Raw genomic sequence first — 19,382 nt, 5'->3', positions numbered from 1 at the left:
CAGACGAAGATCAGATCGTCACCCAGCATGGAGATCGTCGTGTTGCGTACGGTCAGGCTGTCGCCATCCCCGAAATCAAAGACGACATGGGCGCCATTTTGCGTGGCATGTGCCCGTGCTTGGTCAAAACTGGAGTGCCCAGATCGACCAGTCGGATCGCATCGATATCGTCCTGAAAGTCTAGGATAACATTACGGTCCGAACGAAGTCTGAAAACAAAGACATCAGCCCTAGCACCGCCGGAAAGCAGGTCCCTCCCAGCTCCGCCGATCAGGGTATCGTTTCCTGCCCTACTATCCGACGCATCTCGGCCAGCCCCACCACTAAAGATGCCATTGCCGGCACCACAGTTCAGAACGTCGTTCCCGACACCGCCGAATAGACTGTCGTGCCCCGCTCCTCCGACGATCGTATCCGCACCGCATGCGCCGCGCAGAATGGTGTCATAGGCATTCCCAGTCAGACGGTTGGCCAGACTATTGCCGACACCGGTCACGGGCGCGGAGCCGGTCATGACAAGATGGTCGACGTGATCGCCAAGCGCATGGGATACCGAAGCGTGGACGACATCCCGGCCGCCACCAGCCACCCGCCGCGTCTATGACGATGTCGCCGCCATCGTCGACAACATAGGCGTCGTTGCCGCCCATGCCGTACATCGTGTCGGCACCGGCCAGTCCGGTGTTCGTATCGTCCCCGCCCAAGCCTAACATCACGTTGTCGTCTGCATTCCCCCTAGCCGATCGGCGCCGGAACTGCCGATGATGCTCCCGGAAAGGGCGTCCGCAGGGAACAGGGGAAAACCCGGGACCAAGTCAGGGCCCGGTTCAACCACCTCCGGGTCGGGCGTCACGAATTTTCTGCCGTATTCGCCGGACCTGATGTCTGCACCCGCGATCCGTCCGATCAACGGCTCTCCGGGATCGACCCACTGTCCCGCCCAGTCCTCCTATCCGGGTGCGACAGCCCACAGGTCAACATAGCTCTTCATCGGCCCGACGTTCCAGACACCGCCGGGCATGTCGGCCACGCTGAATCGCGCTACGATCTCGCCGTCGAAATAGAAGATGGTGGCGGTGTCCGTCACCGTGACCTCATAGGTATGAAACCCCTCAGTGGCATCGAAGCCGAGGTCGATCACAGACTTTTGCAGGCCATTGTCGTTCAGGGTGATGTGGGTCCCGGCAGCATCCTCCGTGTGGATTGCCAGTTGGACCTTCGTGGTGTCGGCACTCACGAATTCGAAATCGAACTCGACCCAAGGCTGGTGTTCCCAGTCCGCCTTGTAAGTGAACATCCCGAAGACCGCACCGCGCTCCATCTGGGGCGCCTGGACGGTCAAACCAAGATGTATTACTGTGAGTGCGGGGGTGGAATTCAAGACGTCGAAACGGTGTCTTCGGGTTTTCAAGCCATACGGATTGACCGCTGCCGTAGCTGAGCACCTGTCGGGCTGCCGAGGCAGGCACGGGACCAGATCAATGACTGCTTATGAAATGTGACCACTGTTTTGCGCGGAATGACGTCGCCTTTGGCAGTCCGTAATGATGCAGGCACTTGTCTTGGTCGCGGCCGAAAATATCTTAAATGCTGATTCAGTTAGGCCTGAAATGCCGATCAAAAACAGAGAGGCGATATCAAGCTCAGATATTGGGCGGCATTGATCGCATTAAAAGCAAATGAGGAATTATCAAATTCAATCTGACAACTTTAAAGAGAGTCACTAATATATATTCAACCATATATTTGATTGACGTAATCCGGCGCATGCACAAGTCTAAGTGGTGTAGTATCGATTGTCGGACATTCAGATTGCGGCAGCCGACGGTTGTTCCACTGATGTCCTGGTTACCAGTCAGGCAGATCGCCCGTCCGTCATGACCTCAGGTCTGCACGGGCGGGCGTCCTCGAAAACGACGCCCAGCTAAAGCCGAGCAACGAGAATGCCCCGCACGCGCTGTAAACGGTCAGGCATTCCCAATACGTAAATCCGCTGAACAGAAACAGCATCGTGACGGCGACCGCGACCGTGAAGGCAAAAGCAAGATTGGCTGCAATCATCCGATCTCTCCACTTGGTAAAATGACTGCCATCACAGCAGCAGATCAACATCTTCGTTTCGAACCGAATTGCGAACGGGCTTTGATCCCGCAGGCTTTTTCTTTCGTACTGGACTCGAACATTACCATGAACGACGGCAGCACGCCTAGCTGGACCTGATGCTTTCTGACCAAAGTGGCGAATTCATGCCATCACGCAAATATCTTGGTGCGATTCTGTGACGCGTGACCCGTCAAAAGACGTGTTGAAAGATCATATGTTTACCGAAGATTGCACCGACAATTCCGTCGACGATTCGTTGCAGTGCTGGATTTAAGGGGCGTTTCCGACCCCAGGACGGCTCAATGATCATATCGGCGCGGTACGCCGTGGCGCGACCTGAGCCGCATGGGCGACATCAAGCCGATCGGACCGCGCAGGAGCCCATTGGTGGCCCGATATGGCACCCGATGGTCCGTGAACCTGATCGGACCAACCGTCCGCGAGGCCGCCTTGCGACGCGGTCGCCCGTCGTATTACCCGAACATGTGATGAAACCGACAGGTGGGGGCGTTGCCTGCCCCGCCCCCGGTCGTTAGGCTGCCGGCAACGCAAATGTGATTTTCCGGAAGTGTCGCCCTTGACCCAGACCCGCCCCCTTGCTGCCCTGCTGCGCCTTGCCCTGCTGGCTGCGCTGACGACGGGAACCGCCCTGCCGGCTCTGGCGCAGGACACCCCGCCCGAACCCAAGCCCGCGCAACAGCCGCCGCAGATCAGCGGCCTGGCCGGTCCCTATCTGGCCGCCCGCATGGCGACGGTGGAAAACGATTTCCGCGCAGCGGCGCGATACTTCGTCTTGGCGTCGGCTCAGGATCCGCAGGACGTCTATCTGCAGGACAGCGCGCTGGTCGCACTGGCATCGGCCGGGGACGTCGACCAGGCGGTGGCCATGGCCGAACGCCTATTCGCCGAGGATCGCCCGACCGAACTGTCCGGCCTGCTGCGCCGCGCGCAACTGGTCCGGGCGGAGGATTGGCAGGGCGTGATCGACCTGATCGACGCTACCCGCGCGCCGGACCTGCCGCTGGACCAGGATCTGATGGACGGCACCATCCGGGCCTGGGCGCTGCTGGGCGCGGGCCGCGCGACCGATGCCATCGCCGCGTTCGAGGCGATGGCCGCGAATGCGGACCTGGCACCCATCGTGAACTATCACCTGGCGCTGGCCCGTGCGCTGGCCGGCGACTATGAGGCCGCCGACCGCCTGATCGTGCAGTCCGAAGCCAGCGGCCACCTGATGGGCCTGACCGCCCGCGTCCAGATATTGTCGCAGCTGGATCGCGGCGACGACGCGCTGGCGCTGCTGTCCGAGATCGAGGGACTGGAGGCGGAACCCCAGCTGCTGGCCCTGCGCCAGCGCCTGGAACAGGGCCAGCCCGTACCCTTCGACGTGGTGGGCGGCCCGGCGGACGGGATCGCGCATCTGCTTCTGTCATTTGCCTCGGCGCTGGCCAGCAGTCCGGACCCTGAACCGCTGGCGCTGATCCATGCGCGGCTGGCATCCTGGATCGCGCCGCAGAACCCCGAGGCGCGGCTGATGGCCGCGCAGCTGCTGCAGGACCGCCAGCAGTTCGACCTGGCCGAGGCCGAATTCGACGCCGTCCGCCGCATGGGAGAGATGCGCCCCCAGGCAGAGCTGTCGCGCATCGACGCCCTGTCGCGCGCCCAACGCCCCGCCGAGGCGGAGCGCGCCGCCCTTGCCCTGACCGCCGCCTATCCCGGCCTGGCGCAGTCCTGGATTGCGCTTGGCGACGTGACCCGCCAGCAGGAAAAGTATTCCGAGGCTGTCCCAAGCTATGACAAGGCCCTGGACCTGCTGGCCGACGCCCCGCCCGAGGCGCGGTGGTTCCCGCTTTACGCCCGCGGCATCTCTCTGGAGCGTGCCGGAGAGTTCAAGCGCGCCGAGGCCGACCTGCTGGCCGCGCTGGAGATCCGCCCCGATCAGGCCAGCCTGCTGAACTATCTGGGTTATTCTTGGATCGACCGGAACCAGAACCTGGACCGGGCGCTGGAAATGATCAAGCGCGCGGTCGAACTGTCGCCCGGCGACGGCTATATCCTGGACAGCCTGGCCTGGGCCTATTTCCGACTTGGCCGCTATCAGGAGGCGGTGGCCCCGATGGAGCAGTCCATCGCCACCATGGCCGCCGATCCGCTGGTTAACGACCACTTGGGCGACATCTACTGGATGGTGGGCCGCCACCGTGAGGCGCAGATCCAGTGGCAGCGCGCCCTGTCCCTTGAGCCCGGCGAAAGCGGAGATGTCGATGCCGACCGCATCCGCGCCAAGCTGGACCGCGGCCTGAACGCCGTGATGGACGACGAGGACGGCCCCGTCGCCAGCCACCCCACCCAGTCCCCGCAGACCGAGGCCGACGCAACCGAATGATCATCGAGGCGGCCCCCGCCAAGCTGAACCTGGCGCTGCACGTGACGGGTCGGCGCCCGGACGGCTATCACCTGCTGGATTCGCTGGTCTGTTTCGCGGCAGTCGGCGACAGCGTCGCGCTGACCCCCGGCCCGCTGTCCCTGACCATCGACGGCCCCTTTGCGGCTGGGCTGTCGACGGATGACAACCTGTGCCTGCGCGCCGCGCAACTGGCGGGCGGGCAGGCGGCGATCCGGCTGACCAAGGCGCTGCCCGTCGCCTCGGGCATCGGCGGCGGCTCTGCCGATGCTGCCGCGGTGCTGCGCGGGCTGGTCCGCATGGGTCACCCGCTGCCCGACCGGACCGAACGGCTTGGCGCCGACGTGCCGGTCTGCGTGGCCTCGACGCCTGCGCGCATGCAGGGCGTCGGAGAGGTGCTGACCCCGCTGCCCGCCCTGCCGCCGCTGCATCTGGTGCTGGTCAATCCCGGCGTTGCGGTTCCCACCCCGGCGATCTTTGCGGGCCTTCGGTCCCGCGACAACCCGCCCCTGCCGCCCATTCCCGCCTTTGCCGACGCCGATGCGCTGGTGGACTGGCTGGGCACCACCCGCAACGACCTGCAGCCCCCCGCGATTGCCGCGGCGCCGGTCATCGCCGATGTCCTGCAGGCGCTGGACGGGCAGGGCGCGCGGCTGGCGCGGATGTCCGGGTCCGGGGCCACCTGTTTCGGCATCTTTGCCAATGCGGGTGCCGCGGACCGCGCGGCTGCGGCCCTTGCGCGCAATGGCCGGTGGGCGGTGGCGACCGAACTGGCATCCGCCCCGGCACGCGGCTAGACTGCCCCCGACCCGACCCCGGAGGAACCCATGCTGCGCCTTGGCGTCAACATCGACCACGTCGCCACCATCCGCAACGCGCGGGGCACGCCCTGGCCCGACCCGCTGCGCGCCGCGCTGATCGCGCAGGCCGCGGGCGCCGACGGCATCACCGCGCACCTGCGCGAGGATCGCCGCCATATCAGCGACGCCGACATCGACGCGCTGATGGCGAACCTGACCCAGCCCCTGAACTTCGAGATGGCCGCAACGATGGAGATGCAGGCCATCGCCCTGCGCCACCGCCCGCACGCCGTCTGCATCGTCCCCGAAAAGCGCGAGGAACGCACGACCGAGGGCGGCTTGGACGTCGCCGGCAACGACAACGCGCTGGCCGGCTACATCGCGCCGCTGCGCGAGGCGGGGTGCCGGGTGTCGCTGTTCATCGGCCACGAACCCGCCCAGATCCGCGCCGCCGCCCGCATCGGCGCGGCGGTGGTCGAACTGCACACCGGCGCCTATTGCGACCTGGACACCGAAGGCCGTCACGCCGAACGTGACGCCGAACTGGCCGCGCTGCGCGACGGTGCCGCATTGGCCCATGACCTGGGGCTGGAGGTTCATGCGGGCCACGGCCTGACCTTCGACACGGTCGCCCCCATCGCCGCCATCCCCCAGGTGGCCGAACTGAACATCGGGCATTTCCTGATCTCGGAATCGGTGTTTCTGGGGCTGGACGGCGCGATCCGGGAAATGCGCGCCCGCATGGACGCGGCGCGGGCGTGATTTCTCCGTTGTCCAAATACCCATCCGGACCCGCGGCATGATCCTGGGCATTGGCACGGACCTGGCCAATATCGACCGCATCCAAGGCACGCTGGACCGGTTCGGCGACCGGTTCCGCAACCGCGTCTTCACCGCCACCGAACTGGCCAAGGCCGCCCGCCGCGCGGACGAGGCAGGCACCCTGGCGAAGCGGTGGGCCGCCAAGGAGGCCTGCTCCAAGGCGCTTGGCACGGGTCTTGCCATGGGCATCAGCTGGCGCGACATGGCGGTGACGAACCTGCGGTCGGGTCAGCCGGTCATGGCGCTGACGGGCTGGGCCGCCGACCGGCTGGCCGGGATGACACCCCCGGGCCATCACGCGGTCGTGCATGTCACGCTGACCGACGACCACCCCTGGGCGCAGGCCTTCGTGGTGATCGAGGCGCGTCCCGGCCCTGCGCCTGCTTGACTTTGACCCGTTGCCCGGCCCATGAACGCGCGACGCAGGGCCCCCGGCCCGAGGGATAAGAGGACCACGCGGAATGGCAACGGCAGCGCCCGAGAAAAAGGACGGCATCTGGGAGACGGTCAAGACGATCTTCTGGGCGCTGGTGATCGCGGGCATCTTCCGCACGCTGTTCTTCCAACCGTTCTGGATCCCGTCGGGCAGCATGAAGGACACGCTGCTGATCGGCGACTTCCTGTTCGTGAACAAGATGGCCTATGGCTATTCCGCGCATAGCTGCCCGTTCTCGGCGTGCCCCATCAGCGGCCGCATTCTGGAACGCGAACCGGCGCGCGGCGACGTGGCCGTGTTCCGCCACCCGACCCGCAACGTCGATTTCATCAAGCGCGTGATCGGCCTGCCGGGCGACACCGTGCAGATGCGCAGCGGCCGCCTGTGGATCAACGGCGAACCGGTCCAGATCACCCCGGCCGGCGAGTTCATCGAGGTCAAGGAACAGCAGGGCCCGCAGGGCCTGATCCCGCGCTGCGTGAACGACCCGGTCCCCGAGGGCGGCGACTGCATCAGCGAGCGCATGACCGAGACGCTGCCCGGCGGCAACAGCCATGAGGTGCTGAACATCGTCGATGGCTGGGTGGCCGACGATACGCCGACCTTCACGGTCCCCGAAGGTCAGTACTTCTTCATGGGCGACAACCGCGACAACTCCGAAGACAGCCGTTTCCCGGCGGAAATCGGCGGCCTGGGCTATGTCCCGGCGGAATTCCTGATCGGCCGCGCCGACCGGATCATGTTCTCGTCCGCGGGACGCTCGCTGCTGTATTTCTGGACGTGGCGGTCCGACCGCTTCTTCAAGGCGGTGAATTGACGCCCTCGGCCGACATCCGGGCCTTCATGGCCCGCCTGGGGCATGAGTTCGCACGGCCCGAACTGCTGATCCGCGCGCTGACGCATGGCTCGATCGCCAGCATCACGCGGCCCGACAACCAGCGGCTGGAGTTCCTGGGCGACCGCGTCCTGGGCCTGGTCATGGCCGAGGCGCTGTTCACTGCCGACACCGCCGCCAGCGAGGGCCAGCTGGCCCCCCGCTACAACGCGCTGGTGCGCGGAGAGACCTGTGCCGCCGTGGCGCGCGACCTGTCCCTGGGCGACGTGCTCAAGCTGGGCCGGTCCGAGATGCTGTCGGGCGGGCGCCGCAAGGACGCCCTTTTGGCCGATGCGATGGAGGCCGTGCTGGCCGCCGTCTATCTGGACGCAGGCTTTGACGCCGCGCGCCGGGTCGTGCTGCGCCACTGGGCGCCGCGGCTTGCGCGGGTCGATGCCGACAGCCGCGACGCCAAGACCGCATTGCAGGAATGGGCGCAGGCCCAGGGCATGCCGCCCCCCGTCTATGAACAGACCGAACGCAGCGGTCCCGACCATGCGCCGGTCTTCCTGATTACCGTGCGGCTGGAAGACGGCCGCGACGCGCAGGCCCGCGGCACGGGCACCAAGCGCAGCATCGAACAGGCCGCCGCGCAATCGCTGCTGGACCGGCTGGAAGGACTGACATGACCGACGACGACATCACCCCCGACCTGCCCCCCGTGCAGCCCGATGACGGGCCCACCCGCGCGGGCTTTGTCGCCCTGATCGGCGAACCCAACGCGGGCAAGTCCACGCTGCTGAACCAGATGGTCGGCGCCAAGGTCAGCATCGTGACCCACAAGGTCCAGACAACCCGTGCCCGCATCCGCGGCATCGCCATGCACGGGCCTGCGCAGATCGTGTTCGTGGACACGCCGGGCATCTTTCGCCCGCGCCGCCGCCTGGACCGCAGCATGGTCGCCGCCGCTTGGGGCGGGGCGTCGGATGCCGACATCGTGCTGGTCCTGATCGAGGCGCATCGCGGCCTGACCGACGGCACGCAGGCGATCCTGGATCAGCTGGTGAACCTGGGCAAGGGCACCCCCGTCGCGCTGATCATCAACAAGATCGACCGCGTCAAGGCCGAGGCCCTGCTGGCCCTGTCCCAGCAGTTGAACGAGGCCTATCCCTTTGCCGAGACCTTCATGATCTCGGCCATGCGCGGACACGGCTGTCAGCAGCTGCGCGGCTGGCTGGCGCGCAGCCTGCCCGAGAGCCCGTGGCTGTACCCCGAGGATCAGATCGCCGACCTGCCCATGCGCATGATCGCCGCCGAGATCACCCGCGAGAAGCTGACCCTGCGCCTGCATGAGGAGATCCCCTATCAGCTGACGGTGGAAACCGAGGCCTGGGAGGAAAAGGACGACGGCAGTGCCCGCGTCGAACAGGTCGTCTATGTCGCCCGCCAGGGCCACAAGGGCATCGTCCTGGGCAAGGGCGGAGAGACGATCAAGGCCGTGGGCCAGGCTGCCCGGGTCGAGCTGGAGGAGTTCATGGGCCGCCGCGTCCACCTGTTCCTGCAGGTCCGCGTCCGCGAGAACTGGGAGAACGAGTCCGAGCGTTATGACGAGATCGGCCTGAACTTCCGCGACGGCGATGGCTGACATTCGGCTGGCCGCGTCCCTGTGGGTCGCGGCCTATCTGGCGCGGCTGGCCCAGGCCAACATCCCCGCCTATGTGCTGGCGCGCGGTGACGACACGGCAGGGTCCATCGCGGTCAAATGCGCGCATCTGGACGGTACCGCCGCGCTGTGGATGCGCGAGTGGAACATGGACAGCGACACGCGCCCCTGGGTCGTGATCGACCGGGGCACCGAGCGTGACATCGACGCCGCCATCGCCCGCCAGCGGTCCCGCGACCGTGACCTGTGGGTGATCGAGATCGAGTCGCGCGACGGCACCACGCTGCTGGATCAGGACGGGCTGTTCTGACCTCTGGCGGGGTCCCTGATTGCAGATTATGCATCCCCGCATGAGCAGCATCCCCCAGACCGATTCGCCCAAGGGCCTTGCCTATGCCGTCGCGGCCTATGGGCTGTGGGGGTTCCTGCCGATCTACATGAAGGCGCTGGCCCATCTGCCCGCCGCAGAGATCATCGCCCATCGCATCATCTGGTCGCTGCCCATCGCGGCCGCCGTCCTGTTGTGGCAGGGCCGCACGGCCGAGGTGGGCCAGGCCCTGCGACAGCCGCGCCTGCTGGCGATGGCGGCGCTGACGGCGGTGCTGATCTCGGTCAACTGGCTGATCTATGTCTGGGCGATCGCGAACGATCACGCGCTGGATGCGGCGCTTGGCTATTACATCAACCCGCTGTTCAGCGTGTTCCTGGGCGCGACGCTGCTGGGTGAACGGCTGACACGGGGGCAGGTGGCGGCCATCGCGTTGGCGGCATCGGCGGTGATCCTGCTGACCGTGCAGGCGGGCAGCCTGCCGCTGGTGGCGATCGGGCTGACGCTGTCCTGGGGCCTTTACGCCTATTGCAAGAAAAGCCTGCCGCTTGGCCCCAACCAGGGCTTCACGCTGGAGGTGCTGCTGCTGACGCCGCTGGCCGCGGGCTTCCTGATCTGGCAGGCCCTGAAGGGCCAGTCTCATTTCGGGAACGCGGGCTGGGGACAGGCGCTGCTGCTGTTGGGCTGCGGGCCGGTCACGGCCATTCCGCTGCTGTTCTATGCCAACGGGGCCAAGCTGATCCGCTTGTCGACCATCGGCATCCTGCAATACATCGCGCCGACGATGATCTTCCTGTGCGCGGTCGTGCTGTTCGGCGAACCCTTTGACGGGGCGCGGCTGATCGCGTTCCCAATGATTTGGGCGGCGCTGGTGATCTATTCGGTGACCCTGGTCCGGCAGGCCGGTCAACGGCGCAGGGACCGGCGCGATCTTGCCGCCCGGCGCGTGCCATAGGCAACATTCGTGCGGCACTTCATCGTGCGCGAAACAAATAAGTTGCAAACTACTTCCCGTTGATTACGCCTTGGGGGCAGGTCCGTATCCAGCGGTGCGGACCCCACTGCATCATCCTGGGGAACGGACATGCCCACCACTTGGAATGCCATCTTTCTTGGCCGCGACACCGCGCTGCAACTGGACCCGACCGAAGGGGCCGCCAACCCGCTTGCCGAAAACGCGCGGCTGCTGGTCAACCGAACGTTCGGGACGAGCGACAACCCGTTGCGCAACCAAGTCCACAGGCTGGAGACGCAGGACTCCGGCGGGACAGGCAACAACACCACCGCCATGGACAACAACAACAGCGTCGCCCAGGACCGCTATCTGACCGACCTCGACCGCGACGGAACGTCCGAGACGTATATCCACGACACGGCGGTCTATTACACCACGACGATCACCTATCAGGACGGCACCAGCCCGGCACAGCCGATCGTGGCCCGGATCGTGCAGACGACCACCGGAGAGCTGTTCCTGGCACCGCCACCGGCCACCAGCACGGCGGACATCGCCGCGCTGACCGCAAAGCCGATCCAGTCCATCACCATCGGACAGCCGACCACCGGCGCACCGGCGCTGCCGGGGCAACCGGCCCAGCAATCGACCGTCCTGGTCAGGGATCGTCCCGATCTGGCCTTTGTCGCGTGCTTTGCGGCGGGCACCGCCATCCGCACCCCGTCGGGGGACGTCCCGGTCGAGGATCTGGCCGCGGGCGATCTGGTCCAGACGGTCGATGCCGGGGCGCAGCCGATCCGTTGGATCGGCATCACGACCATCGATCTGGCAAAGGCCCCGCATCTGGCACCGATCCGCATCGCGGCCGGGGCGCTTGGCGCGGGTCAGCCGGCCGCGGATCTGTTGGTCTCGCCCCAGCATCGGGTGCTGGTTCGCTCGCGGATCGCGCAGCGCATGTTCGGCGCCCAAGAGGTTCTGGTCGCCGCCAAGCTGCTGCTGGACCTGCCGGGATTCTCGATCGCGGACGATCTTGCGCAGGTGGATTACGCCCATTTCATGTTCGACGCCCATCAGGTGGTATGGTCGAACGGCGCCCGGACCGAATCGCTGTTCACCGGTCCCGAGGCGCTGAAGGCGGTTGGCCCCGCTGCCCGGGACGAGATCATGGTGCTGATGCCCGACCTGGCCCAGGGGGCGCCCGATCCGGTCCGTCCGCTGGTCGCCGGGCGCACGGCCCGCCGTCTGGCCCTGCGTCATGCCGGGAATGCGCAACAGCTGATCGCGCACTGAACCGCCCCTTGCGGCAGCGACAATGCCATGAAAGCCTTGCCCGAAACGGCAAGGCTTTTGACATGGACACATCCCCCATCGGCCCTGCCCGCACGTGGCCGGGATAACGGCATGGAATGGCAGGCCGAGGGCACGGTGATCGGTCGCCGTCCGCATGGCGAGACGGCGGTGATCATCGATGTGCTGACCCTGGAACATGGCCGCCATGCCGGGATCGTTCCGGGCGGCGCGTCGCAGAAACGGGCCGCGATGCTGCAGCCCGGCGCGCGGCTGACCCTGCGCTGGCGCGCGCGCCAGTCCGATCAGCTGGGCAGCTTTGCCGCCGAGCCGCTGCGCATGCGGGCAGGGCTGATGGCCGATCCGACCGCGCTTGCCGGCCTGAACGCCGTCTGCGCGCTGCTGGTCTTCGTGCTGCCCGAACGCGATCCGCATCCGCTGCTGGTGCAGCGGACCGAGGCGCTGCTGGACCTGATCGAGGCCGGGGCGGACTGGCCGAAAGCCTATCTGGCGTGGGAGATGCTGCTGCTGGACGAGATGGGCTTCGGGCTGGACCTTGCCAGCTGCGCGGTGACCGGCGCGACGGAAGGGCTGGCCTATGTCAGCCCGCGGTCGGGGCGCGCGGTCAGCCGGCAGGGGGCGGGGGACTGGGCCGATCGCCTGCTGCCGTTGCCGGCGGTCATGGGCGGGGCGGGCGACAATCGCGGCAGCGATCTGGCCCAAGGGCTGGCGATCACCGGGCATTTCCTGGAACGGCGGCTGGCGCCAGACCTGGTCGGACGCCCGCTTCCCGCCGCGCGGGGGCGGCTGGTCCGGCGTCTGCTGCGGCCCGCCGCGGGGGCGGGGCCGCAGGACGGCTGAGGCTTACTGGTTGCCGCGCGCGGCCGACAGCGCGTCGGTCGCCTGTTCGGCGGGGCGGCCGCTTTCAAAGATCAGCCAGGTCGGGCCCTTGATCCGCAGCACGCCGCCATAGAACTCCATCGAGGTGGCCTGCTGCAGCGCCTCGAAGAAGCGCTGTTCGACGGCGAGGTCCTTGCAGTCGGTGACGCCCGACGTCTGCAGCGGCTCGAACGCGATGGCGGGCAGCGGGACCGTGTTCGTGGCGGCATAGCCGTTGCAGGGGCCGCGGCCCGACACGCCTTCGGGGCGGGTCGTCAGCGTGATGTTGCGCAGCGGCACGGTGCCGTTGCCGATGCCGACCAGCACATAGTCGTTGGCCGGGATGCCGCCCATCGGGTCGCCTGCCGGTTGCGAACAGGCGGACAGGGTCAGCGTGGCGATGGCGGCCAGGGCAAGGGCGGGGCGGATCGTCAGGGACATGGGGCAGGCTCCTATGGGCGCGGACAGGCGGAACTGAGGTGGTCTAGCGTCATTCCGCCGATCGATCCAGCCCGTCCGCGCATCAGCCCAACAACCTGCGCGCGATCACCTGGGCCTGGATCTCGGCCGCGCCCTCGAAGATGTTCAGGATCCGGGCGTCGCACAGCACCCGGCTGATCGGATATTCCAGCGCGAAACCGTTGCCACCGTGGATTTGCAGGGCATTGTCGGCCGCCGACCAAGCCACGCGGGCCCCCAGCAGCTTGGCCATTCCGGCCTCGACATCGCAGCGGTGACCGTGATCTTTTTCCCACGCGCTGAAATAAGTCAGCTGCCGCGCGATCATGATTTCGACAGCCATCATCGCCAGTTTGTCGGCCACGCGCGGAAACGCGACCAGGGCCTTGCCGAACTGCTTGCGGTCCAGCGCGTATCGCAGCCCCAGGTCCAGCGCGTTCTGCGCAACCCCGATCGCGCGCGCCGCGGTCTGGATGCGGGCGGATTCGAACGTCTCCATCAGCTGCTTGAAGCCGCGGCCCGTCTCTCCGCCCAGAAGGTTCGTGCCGTCGACGCGAAAGCCGTCGAATGCCAGCTCGTATTCCTTCATCCCGCGGTAACCCAGAACCTCGATCTCTCCGCCGGTCATGCCGGGGGTGGGAAAGGGGTCGGCGTCGGTGCCCGGCGTCTTTTCGGCGATGAACATCGACAACCCGCGATAGTCGTCGGTCGCGGGGTCGGTGCGTGCCAGCAGGGTCATGATATGCGTGCGGGCGGCATGGGTGATCCAGGTCTTGTTGCCCGTCACCACCCAATCGTCGCCGTCGCGCACCGCGCGGGTGCGCAGGCTGCCCAGGTCGCTGCCGGTGTTGGGTTCGGTAAAGACCGCCGTGGGCAACGTCTCTCCGCTGGCCAGGCGCGGCAGCCACTGTGCCTTTTGCGCGTCGGTGCCGCCGCACAGGATCAGTTCGGCCGCGATCTCGCTGCGCGTGCCCAGGGACCCCACCCCGATATAGCCGCGCGACAGTTCCTCGGACACGACCACCATCGCGGCCTTGGACAGGCCCAGGCCGCCGAACTCCTCGGGGATGGTCAGACCAAAGACGCCCAGTTCGGCCAGCTCCTCGATGATCGCCATCGGGATCAGCTCGTCCCTCAGGTGCCAGCCATGGGCGTGGGGGGCGACCTTGTCGTCGCTCCAGCGGCGGAACTGGTCGCGGATCATCTCCAGATCCTCGTCCAGGCCGCTGGCGCCAAAGATCGCCGCGCCCGCGTCGCGCGCCATCAGGGCGGCCAGTTCGGCCCGCGCCTCGGGCGTGTTGCCCGCCATCAGCGACAGCGCCTGGTCCGAGGGTTGCCACGTCACGCCCAGATCGGACAGGCGGGCGAATTCGGTCTGGCTCATGGGAATGCCGCCCAGGATCTGGGTCAGGTATTCGCCCATGCCGATCCGGGTGATCAGAGTCTCGACGGGGCCATCCACACGCGCCGACCAATCGGCCAGCTGGCGCAGCGACAGAACGTACGTCGCCAGCCAGGACAGGGCATGGGCGGCATGCTGGTGCTGTTCCAACGCGTCGCCATCGATGCGTCCGTCCACCGTCACGCGGGCCCGCAGGGCGTCCTTGGCGCGGGCCAGCAAGTCGTCCAGTTCCGACAGGACGGTCTGGGACTGATGGGGCATGTCTTTCATCGATTCGTCCTTTCGCGGCATTGCGGCATGGGTAGCGCCTTCGCACCTGCAGCGCAACAATTTTGCGCCCAACGGTCATTCCAAGACCTAATGTGTCGCAGCCGATTTGCGCGACCGTGATCGGCCAAAGCGGCCTTTTCCTTTCCCGGCAGCGCGGTTAGCGTGCGCCCATGTTCGGACTGGAGCCCTGGCAATTCGTGGCGGCCTTCGGGGTCACCGCCTTCGCGGGCTTCGTGAAGGGGGCCTTGGGCTTTGCCATGCCGATGATCATGATCTCGGCCTTCGGGTCGATCATGCCGGCATCGGTGGCCCTGGCCGCGATGATCCTGCCGACGCTGTTCACCAACATCCAGCAGGCCGTCCGCGACGGGCGCCCGGCCGCCGTGGCCTCGGCGGTCAAGTTCCGCCTGCACATCGCGATGGTCTGCATCTTCATCTGCGTCTCGGCCGGGTTCGCGGTGCTGATCCCGCAATGGGTGATGTACGCGCTGCTGGGGGTGCCCATCACGCTGTTCGCGCTGTGGCAGCTGTCGGGCCGGCCGCTGGTCCTGAACCTGCGCCACCGCAGGCGGGCCGAAGGGTGGTCGGGCGTCATCGGCGGGCTGTATGGCGGCATCTCCGGCATATGGGGACCGCCGCTGATCGTCTATCTGTTGTCGGTGGGCACCGAAAAGCGCGAACAGGTGCGGGTGCAGGGCGTGGTCTTCCTGATCGGCGCGACCGTCCTGACGGTGGCGCACCTGTTTTCCGGCCTGCTGAACGCATCGACCCTGCCGCTGTCCGCAATCCTGTGCATCCCGGCCTTTGCGGGGATGATGGCGGGGTTCGCGCTGCAGGACCGGCTGGACGTCGACCAGTTCCGTCGCTGGACGCTGCTGCTGCTGATCCTGACCGGGTTGAACCTGATCCGTCGCGCCTTTGAAATCTGGAGCCTGTGATGCCTGACGCCGCCGACCTGACCGCCCGCCTGATCCGCTGCCCCTCGGTGACGCCCGAGGAGGGCGGCGCCCTGGTCCTGCTGCAACAGGTGCTGGAGGAGGCGGGCTTCGAATGCCACCGCGTCGACCGCAACGGCACGTCGAACCTGTTCGCGCGGTGGGGCGCCAAGGCGCGCGGGCCATCGGTTTCAACGGCCATACCGACGTGGTGCCGCCGGGCGACCCGGCATCGTGGACGCATCCGCCGTTTTCCGGGTACTGGGACGCGGATGACGTGATCTGGGGCCGCGGCGCCACCGACATGAAATCCGGCGTCGCGGCCTTTGTCTGCGCCGCCGTGGACTTTGTCCGCCAGACGCCCCCCGACGGTGCGGTGATCCTGACCATCACCGGCGACGAGGAAGGCCCGTCCCGCGACGGCACCATCGCCCTGCTGGACTGGATGGCCGCGAACGACGAACGCATGGAGGCCTGCATCGTCGGAGAGCCGTCCAACCCCGAGGTCATGGGAGAGATGATGAAGATCGGCCGCCGCGGATCGGCGACCTATACCATCACTGCCAAGGGCCGTCAGGGGCACGCCGCCTATCCGCACAAGGCGCTGAACCCCCTGCACGCGCTGACCCGTTATCTGGCCGACCTGACGGCCGAGCCGCTGGACCAGGGGACGGACCATTTCGACCCGTCGGGGCTGCAGATCACCACCATCGACTGCGGCAACCCCGCGTCGAACGTGATCCCGGAAAAGGCGGTGGCGGTGGTCAACATCCGCTTCAACGACCTGCATACCGGGGCCGGCCTGCTGGACCGCCTGCGCGACCGCGCGGCCGTGGTGCAGGAACAGACCGGCGTGACGCTGACCGTCGAGGCCCAGATCTCGGGAGAGGCGTTCCTGACCGCGCCCGGCCCCTTCGTCGACATGGTCCGCGGCGTCGTCCAGCAGGAGACCAACCGCCAGCCGGTGCTGTCCACCACTGGCGGCACCTCGGACGCGCGTTTCGTCAAGGATCACTGCCCGGTGGTGGAATTCGGGCTGGTCGGTGCCCACATGCACCAGGTGGACGAACGTGTCCCCGCCCAGCAGGTCCGCCAGCTGCAGGTGATCTATCAGCGTATCCTGGAAAGGTTCTTTGCATGACCATCGTCGAGACGACCGACCTGGCCGCCTGCCACGCGCTGCGCCGCACCGTCTTCATCGAGGAGCAGAACGTCCCCGAGGCCGACGAGATGGACGACCTGGACGCTGATGCCATTCACCTGCTGGCCACCGACGACGCCGACCGCCCCGTGGCGACCGCGCGCCTGCTGGTCAGGGACGACATCGGCAAGATCGGCCGCGTCTGCGTTCTGGCCGACCAGCGCGGCACCGGCCTGGGCGCGGCGCTGATGCGGGCCGCCATCGATGCGCTGGCCGCGCGCAGCGTGCGCCAAGTGCGGTTGGGATCGCAGACCCATGCGATGGGTTTCTATGAAAAGCTGGGCTTTGTCGCCGAGGGCCCCGTCTATGACGACGCGGGCATCCCGCATCGCGACATGGCCCTGAACCTGAAGTGAGCCGATGACCCAGACCCAGATTCCCAGCAAGGCGCAGATCCTCGAATGGGTGTCCGACAATCCGGACGCCAATTCCAAGCGCGACATCGCCAAGGCCTTCGGCATCAAGGGCGCCGCCCGGATCGAGCTGAAGCGCCTGCTGAAGGAGCTGGAGGCCGAGGGCCATCTGGAACGCCGCCGCCGCCACTATCTGGACGCCGAGGCCCTGCCGCCGGTGACGGTCTTGGAACTTCTGGCCCCCGACGGGTCGGGCGACCTGTTCGCGCGGCCGCTGGAATGGTCGGGAACCGGGCCGATGCCGCGCATCCTGTACGCGCCGCTGAAGGCCGATCCGGCACTGGGGCGCGGCGACCGGTTCCTGGGTCGCCTGATGCCCGTCGTCGGCGAGAAGTATCAGTACCAGGCCCGCCTGATCCGCCGCATCACGGCCAGCGCGAACCGCATCACCGGCATCTTCCGCAAGGACAGCGAGGGCGGCCGCATCCTGCCCATCGACAAGGGCCAAGACAAGGAATGGCGCGTCCGTGCCGACGCCACCCTGGACGCCGAGAACGGCGAGCTGGTGCAGGCCGAACAGATCGGCCCCCGCGCCCGGATGGGCCTGCCGTCCGCCCGGATCATCGAACGCCTTGGCGATCCGTCGGCCCCGCGTGCCGTCAGCCTGATCGCGATCCATCAGCACGGCATTCCCGATGAATTCCCGCAAAAGGCCATCGATGAGGCCGAGGCTGCCAAGCCCGCGCCCCTGAAGGGACGCGACGACCTGCGCCATCTGCCGCTGGTCACAATCGACCCGTCGGACGCGCGCGACCACGACGACGCGGTGGCTGCGTTCGTGGAGGAGGATGGCGGCGCGACGATCTGGGTCGCCATCGCCGATGTCGCCCATTACGTCCGCCCCGGATCGGCGCTGGACCGCGAGGCCTGGGGGCGCGGCAACTCCACCTATTTCCCCGACCGTGTCGTGCCGATGCTGCCCGAGGCGCTGTCGGCGGACCTGTGCTCGCTGCACGAGGGCGTCGACCGCCCGGTCATTGCGGTCGAGATGCGCCTGGACGCGCAGGGCAACAAGACCGGCCACCACTTTCACCGCGCCATGATGAACAGCCGCGCCAGCCTGGCCTATGAGCAGGCGCAGGCGGGGGCGGACGGGGTGCCCGACGCGCAGACCGAACCGTTGATCGACGACGTGATCCGCCCGCTGTGGCATGCCTATGCCCTGCTGAAGGGCGCGCGCGAACGCCGGCAGCCGCTGGAGCTGGACCTGCCGGAGCGCCGGATCGAGCTGTCGCCCGAGGGGCGCGTCAAGGCGGTGGCGTTCCGCGAACGCCTGGACGCGCACAAGCTGATCGAGGAGTTCATGGTGCTGGCAAACGTGGCCGCCTCCGAGGAACTGACCCGGCGCAAGCGCCCGCTGCTGTTCCGCGTCCACGAGGAGCCCAGCCTTGCCAAGATGGACGCGCTGCGCGAGGTGGCGCAGGCGTCGGGGTTCACGCTGGCCAAGGGGCAGGTGTTGCACACCAGCCACCTGAACCGACTGCTGGCTCAGGCCGAGGGCAGCGATTTCGACGAGCTGATCAACATCAGCACGCTGCGGTCGATGACGCAGGCCTATTACCACCCCGACAACTTCGGCCACTTCGGCCTGTCGCTGAAAAGCTACGCGCATTTCACCTCGCCCATCCGGCGCTATGCCGATCTGGTGGTGCACCGGGCGCTGATCAGCGCGCATGGCTGGGGCAAGGACGGGCTGTCCGAGGATCAGGTTGAACGCCTGCCCGAAACCGCCACCCATATCAGCGAGACCGAGCGGCGCAGCATGGCCGCCGAACGCGACACGACCGACCGCTATCTGGCGGCGTTCCTGGCCGAGCGTGTGGGCACCGAGATGACCGGCCGCATCAGCGGCATCCAGAAGTTCGGCGCCTTCATCAAGCTGGACGAGACGGGGGCCGACGGGCTGCTGCCCATCCGCGCCATCGGGCAGGAATATTTCCACTTTGACCCCGACCGCCAGATGCTGATCGGCAGCGACACGGGGCTGGAGATCGGCATCGGGCAACGGGTGACCGTCCGCCTGGCCGAGGCGCTGCCCCTGACGGGCGGGCTGCTGCTGGACCTGCTGGAGCTGGAGGGCGCGACCCTGCCGCGCGGCCCGTCCAAGGGCCGTCGCGGCGGTGGACCCGGTCGCATGGCGGTCAAGTCCCGCCTGGCCGAGATCAAGCGCGCCACCAAGCGGCGGCGCAAGCGCTGATCAGCTTTCGCGGA

The 19,382-nt window shown here is 67.2% G+C and carries 19 protein-coding genes and 1 pseudogene; 15 read left to right on the top strand and 5 right to left on the bottom strand.

The window, feature by feature from the left end; translation table 11 throughout:
- Positions 1 to 52: 52 nt before the first annotated feature.
- The 3 genes from TY51_RS20950 to TY51_RS07445 all read right to left on the bottom strand — a co-directional run bounded on the left by TY51_RS20950 (position 53) and on the right by TY51_RS07445 (position 2,061).
- Positions 53 to 589 (bottom strand): calcium-binding protein, encoded by a 537-nt coding sequence (locus TY51_RS20950; RefSeq protein WP_156117942.1) that lies wholly within the window; start codon positions 587 to 589, stop codon positions 53 to 55.
- A gap of 360 nt (positions 590 to 949) precedes the next feature.
- On the bottom strand, positions 950 to 1,321 hold the full coding sequence (locus TY51_RS20205) for a family 16 glycosylhydrolase (protein ID WP_052649924.1): 372 nt from the start codon (positions 1,319 to 1,321) through the stop codon (positions 950 to 952).
- A 554-nt stretch (positions 1,322 to 1,875) separates the two neighbouring features.
- A complete protein-coding gene (locus TY51_RS07445; protein WP_042247796.1) occupies positions 1,876 to 2,061 on the bottom strand; it encodes a hypothetical protein in 186 nt (61 codons plus the stop codon).
- 619 nt (positions 2,062 to 2,680) lie between these two features.
- Between TY51_RS07445 and TY51_RS07440 the strand changes: the two genes are divergently transcribed.
- From TY51_RS07440 to recO, 11 genes are all read left to right on the top strand, one after another.
- Positions 2,681 to 4,489, top strand: coding sequence for a tetratricopeptide repeat protein (locus tag TY51_RS07440; protein ID WP_231558955.1), 1,809 nt, complete (start codon positions 2,681 to 2,683; stop codon positions 4,487 to 4,489).
- Positions 4,486 to 5,304 carry a 4-(cytidine 5'-diphospho)-2-C-methyl-D-erythritol kinase gene (locus TY51_RS07435; RefSeq protein WP_042247794.1) on the top strand — a complete coding sequence of 273 codons (819 nt, stop codon included), beginning with the start codon at positions 4,486 to 4,488 and terminating at the stop codon, positions 5,302 to 5,304. The genes TY51_RS07440 and TY51_RS07435 overlap by 4 nt, the downstream gene beginning before the upstream one ends.
- 30 nt (positions 5,305 to 5,334) lie before the next feature.
- Positions 5,335 to 6,069 (top strand): pyridoxine 5'-phosphate synthase, encoded by a 735-nt coding sequence (locus TY51_RS07430; RefSeq protein ID WP_042247791.1) that lies wholly within the window; start codon positions 5,335 to 5,337, stop codon positions 6,067 to 6,069.
- A 37-nt stretch (positions 6,070 to 6,106) separates the two neighbouring features.
- Positions 6,107 to 6,517 carry a holo-ACP synthase gene (gene acpS, locus TY51_RS07425; RefSeq protein WP_042247788.1) on the top strand — a complete coding sequence of 137 codons (411 nt, stop codon included), beginning with the start codon at positions 6,107 to 6,109 and terminating at the stop codon, positions 6,515 to 6,517.
- 73 nt (positions 6,518 to 6,590) lie between these two features.
- On the top strand, positions 6,591 to 7,382 hold the full coding sequence (gene lepB, locus TY51_RS07420) for a signal peptidase I (protein WP_042247785.1): 792 nt from the start codon (positions 6,591 to 6,593) through the stop codon (positions 7,380 to 7,382).
- Positions 7,379 to 8,068: a ribonuclease III gene (rnc, locus tag TY51_RS07415; RefSeq protein ID WP_156117941.1), complete on the top strand. Its 690-nt coding sequence runs from the start codon at positions 7,379 to 7,381 to the stop codon at positions 8,066 to 8,068. The genes lepB and rnc overlap by 4 nt, the downstream gene beginning before the upstream one ends.
- Positions 8,065 to 9,024: a GTPase Era gene (gene era / locus TY51_RS07410; protein ID WP_042247783.1), complete on the top strand. Its 960-nt coding sequence runs from the start codon at positions 8,065 to 8,067 to the stop codon at positions 9,022 to 9,024. Before rnc ends, era begins: the two co-directional genes overlap by 4 nt.
- Entirely contained in the window at positions 9,017 to 9,352 is a 336-nt protein-coding gene (locus TY51_RS07405) for a DUF1491 family protein (protein WP_042247781.1), read from the top strand. The genes era and TY51_RS07405 overlap by 8 nt, the downstream gene beginning before the upstream one ends.
- A gap of 40 nt (positions 9,353 to 9,392) precedes the next feature.
- Positions 9,393 to 10,325 (top strand): EamA family transporter RarD, encoded by a 933-nt coding sequence (rarD, locus tag TY51_RS07400; RefSeq protein WP_042247825.1) that lies wholly within the window; start codon positions 9,393 to 9,395, stop codon positions 10,323 to 10,325.
- Positions 10,326 to 10,454: 129 nt separating this feature from the next.
- Positions 10,455 to 11,615, top strand: coding sequence for a Hint domain-containing protein (locus tag TY51_RS20945; RefSeq protein WP_156117940.1), 1,161 nt, complete (start codon positions 10,455 to 10,457; stop codon positions 11,613 to 11,615).
- A gap of 111 nt (positions 11,616 to 11,726) precedes the next feature.
- Positions 11,727 to 12,473: a DNA repair protein RecO gene (gene recO / locus TY51_RS07390; RefSeq protein ID WP_042247778.1), complete on the top strand. Its 747-nt coding sequence runs from the start codon at positions 11,727 to 11,729 to the stop codon at positions 12,471 to 12,473.
- A 3-nt stretch (positions 12,474 to 12,476) separates the two neighbouring features.
- Here recO and TY51_RS07385 read toward each other — a convergent pair whose 3' ends face one another.
- Together TY51_RS07385 and TY51_RS07380 are read right to left on the bottom strand one after the other, a co-directional pair.
- Positions 12,477 to 12,932 (bottom strand): META domain-containing protein, encoded by a 456-nt coding sequence (locus TY51_RS07385; RefSeq protein ID WP_052649922.1) that lies wholly within the window; start codon positions 12,930 to 12,932, stop codon positions 12,477 to 12,479.
- An 82-nt stretch (positions 12,933 to 13,014) separates the two neighbouring features.
- A complete protein-coding gene (locus TY51_RS07380; RefSeq protein WP_373960501.1) occupies positions 13,015 to 14,613 on the bottom strand; it encodes an acyl-CoA dehydrogenase family protein in 1,599 nt (532 codons plus the stop codon).
- Between the two features lie 179 nt (positions 14,614 to 14,792).
- Between TY51_RS07380 and TY51_RS07375 the strand changes: the two genes are divergently transcribed.
- The 4 genes and pseudogenes from TY51_RS07375 to rnr all read left to right on the top strand — a co-directional run bounded on the left by TY51_RS07375 (position 14,793) and on the right by rnr (position 19,368).
- The gene (locus TY51_RS07375) at positions 14,793 to 15,560 is read left to right on the top strand and encodes a sulfite exporter TauE/SafE family protein (RefSeq protein WP_042247775.1); all 768 of its coding nucleotides are present in this window, start codon (positions 14,793 to 14,795) and stop codon (positions 15,558 to 15,560) included.
- A pseudogene (gene dapE / locus TY51_RS07370) lies at positions 15,560 to 16,698 on the top strand (succinyl-diaminopimelate desuccinylase). Before TY51_RS07375 ends, dapE begins: the two are co-directional and overlap by 1 nt.
- Positions 16,695 to 17,114 (top strand): GNAT family N-acetyltransferase, encoded by a 420-nt coding sequence (locus tag TY51_RS07365; protein WP_042247773.1) that lies wholly within the window; start codon positions 16,695 to 16,697, stop codon positions 17,112 to 17,114. Before dapE ends, TY51_RS07365 begins: the two are co-directional and overlap by 4 nt.
- A gap of 4 nt (positions 17,115 to 17,118) precedes the next feature.
- Positions 17,119 to 19,368, top strand: coding sequence for a ribonuclease R (gene rnr, locus TY51_RS07360; RefSeq protein ID WP_042247771.1), 2,250 nt, complete (start codon positions 17,119 to 17,121; stop codon positions 19,366 to 19,368).
- Positions 19,369 to 19,382: the final 14 nt, after the last annotated feature.

The organism is Paracoccus sp. PAMC 22219 (genome assembly GCF_000787695.1).
In the GTDB taxonomy this organism is placed as follows: Bacteria; Pseudomonadota; Alphaproteobacteria; order Rhodobacterales; family Rhodobacteraceae; genus Paracoccus.
This window is presented reverse-complemented; position numbering and strand designations above follow the sequence as displayed.

Coding starts and splice junctions, on each gene's coding strand:
- TY51_RS07385 (WP_052649922.1), bottom strand. CDS start 12,932: ATGTCCCTGACGATCCGCCCCGCCCTTGCCCTGGCCGCCATCGCCACG.
- lepB (WP_042247785.1), top strand. CDS start 6,591: ATGGCAACGGCAGCGCCCGAGAAAAAGGACGGCATCTGGGAGACGGTC.
- era (WP_042247783.1), top strand. CDS start 8,065: ATGACCGACGACGACATCACCCCCGACCTGCCCCCCGTGCAGCCCGAT.
- rnr (WP_042247771.1), top strand. CDS start 17,119: ATGACCCAGACCCAGATTCCCAGCAAGGCGCAGATCCTCGAATGGGTG.
- acpS (WP_042247788.1), top strand. CDS start 6,107: ATGATCCTGGGCATTGGCACGGACCTGGCCAATATCGACCGCATCCAA.
- TY51_RS20945 (WP_156117940.1), top strand. CDS start 10,455: ATGCCCACCACTTGGAATGCCATCTTTCTTGGCCGCGACACCGCGCTG.
- TY51_RS07430 (WP_042247791.1), top strand. CDS start 5,335: ATGCTGCGCCTTGGCGTCAACATCGACCACGTCGCCACCATCCGCAAC.
- TY51_RS07405 (WP_042247781.1), top strand. CDS start 9,017: ATGGCTGACATTCGGCTGGCCGCGTCCCTGTGGGTCGCGGCCTATCTG.
- TY51_RS20205 (WP_052649924.1), bottom strand. CDS start 1,321: ATGGAGCGCGGTGCGGTCTTCGGGATGTTCACTTACAAGGCGGACTGG.
- recO (WP_042247778.1), top strand. CDS start 11,727: ATGGAATGGCAGGCCGAGGGCACGGTGATCGGTCGCCGTCCGCATGGC.
- TY51_RS07380 (WP_373960501.1), bottom strand. CDS start 14,613: ATGCCCCATCAGTCCCAGACCGTCCTGTCGGAACTGGACGACTTGCTG.
- rarD (WP_042247825.1), top strand. CDS start 9,393: ATGAGCAGCATCCCCCAGACCGATTCGCCCAAGGGCCTTGCCTATGCC.
- TY51_RS07365 (WP_042247773.1), top strand. CDS start 16,695: ATGACCATCGTCGAGACGACCGACCTGGCCGCCTGCCACGCGCTGCGC.
- TY51_RS07375 (WP_042247775.1), top strand. CDS start 14,793: ATGTTCGGACTGGAGCCCTGGCAATTCGTGGCGGCCTTCGGGGTCACC.
- TY51_RS07435 (WP_042247794.1), top strand. CDS start 4,486: ATGATCATCGAGGCGGCCCCCGCCAAGCTGAACCTGGCGCTGCACGTG.
- TY51_RS07445 (WP_042247796.1), bottom strand. CDS start 2,061: ATGATTGCAGCCAATCTTGCTTTTGCCTTCACGGTCGCGGTCGCCGTC.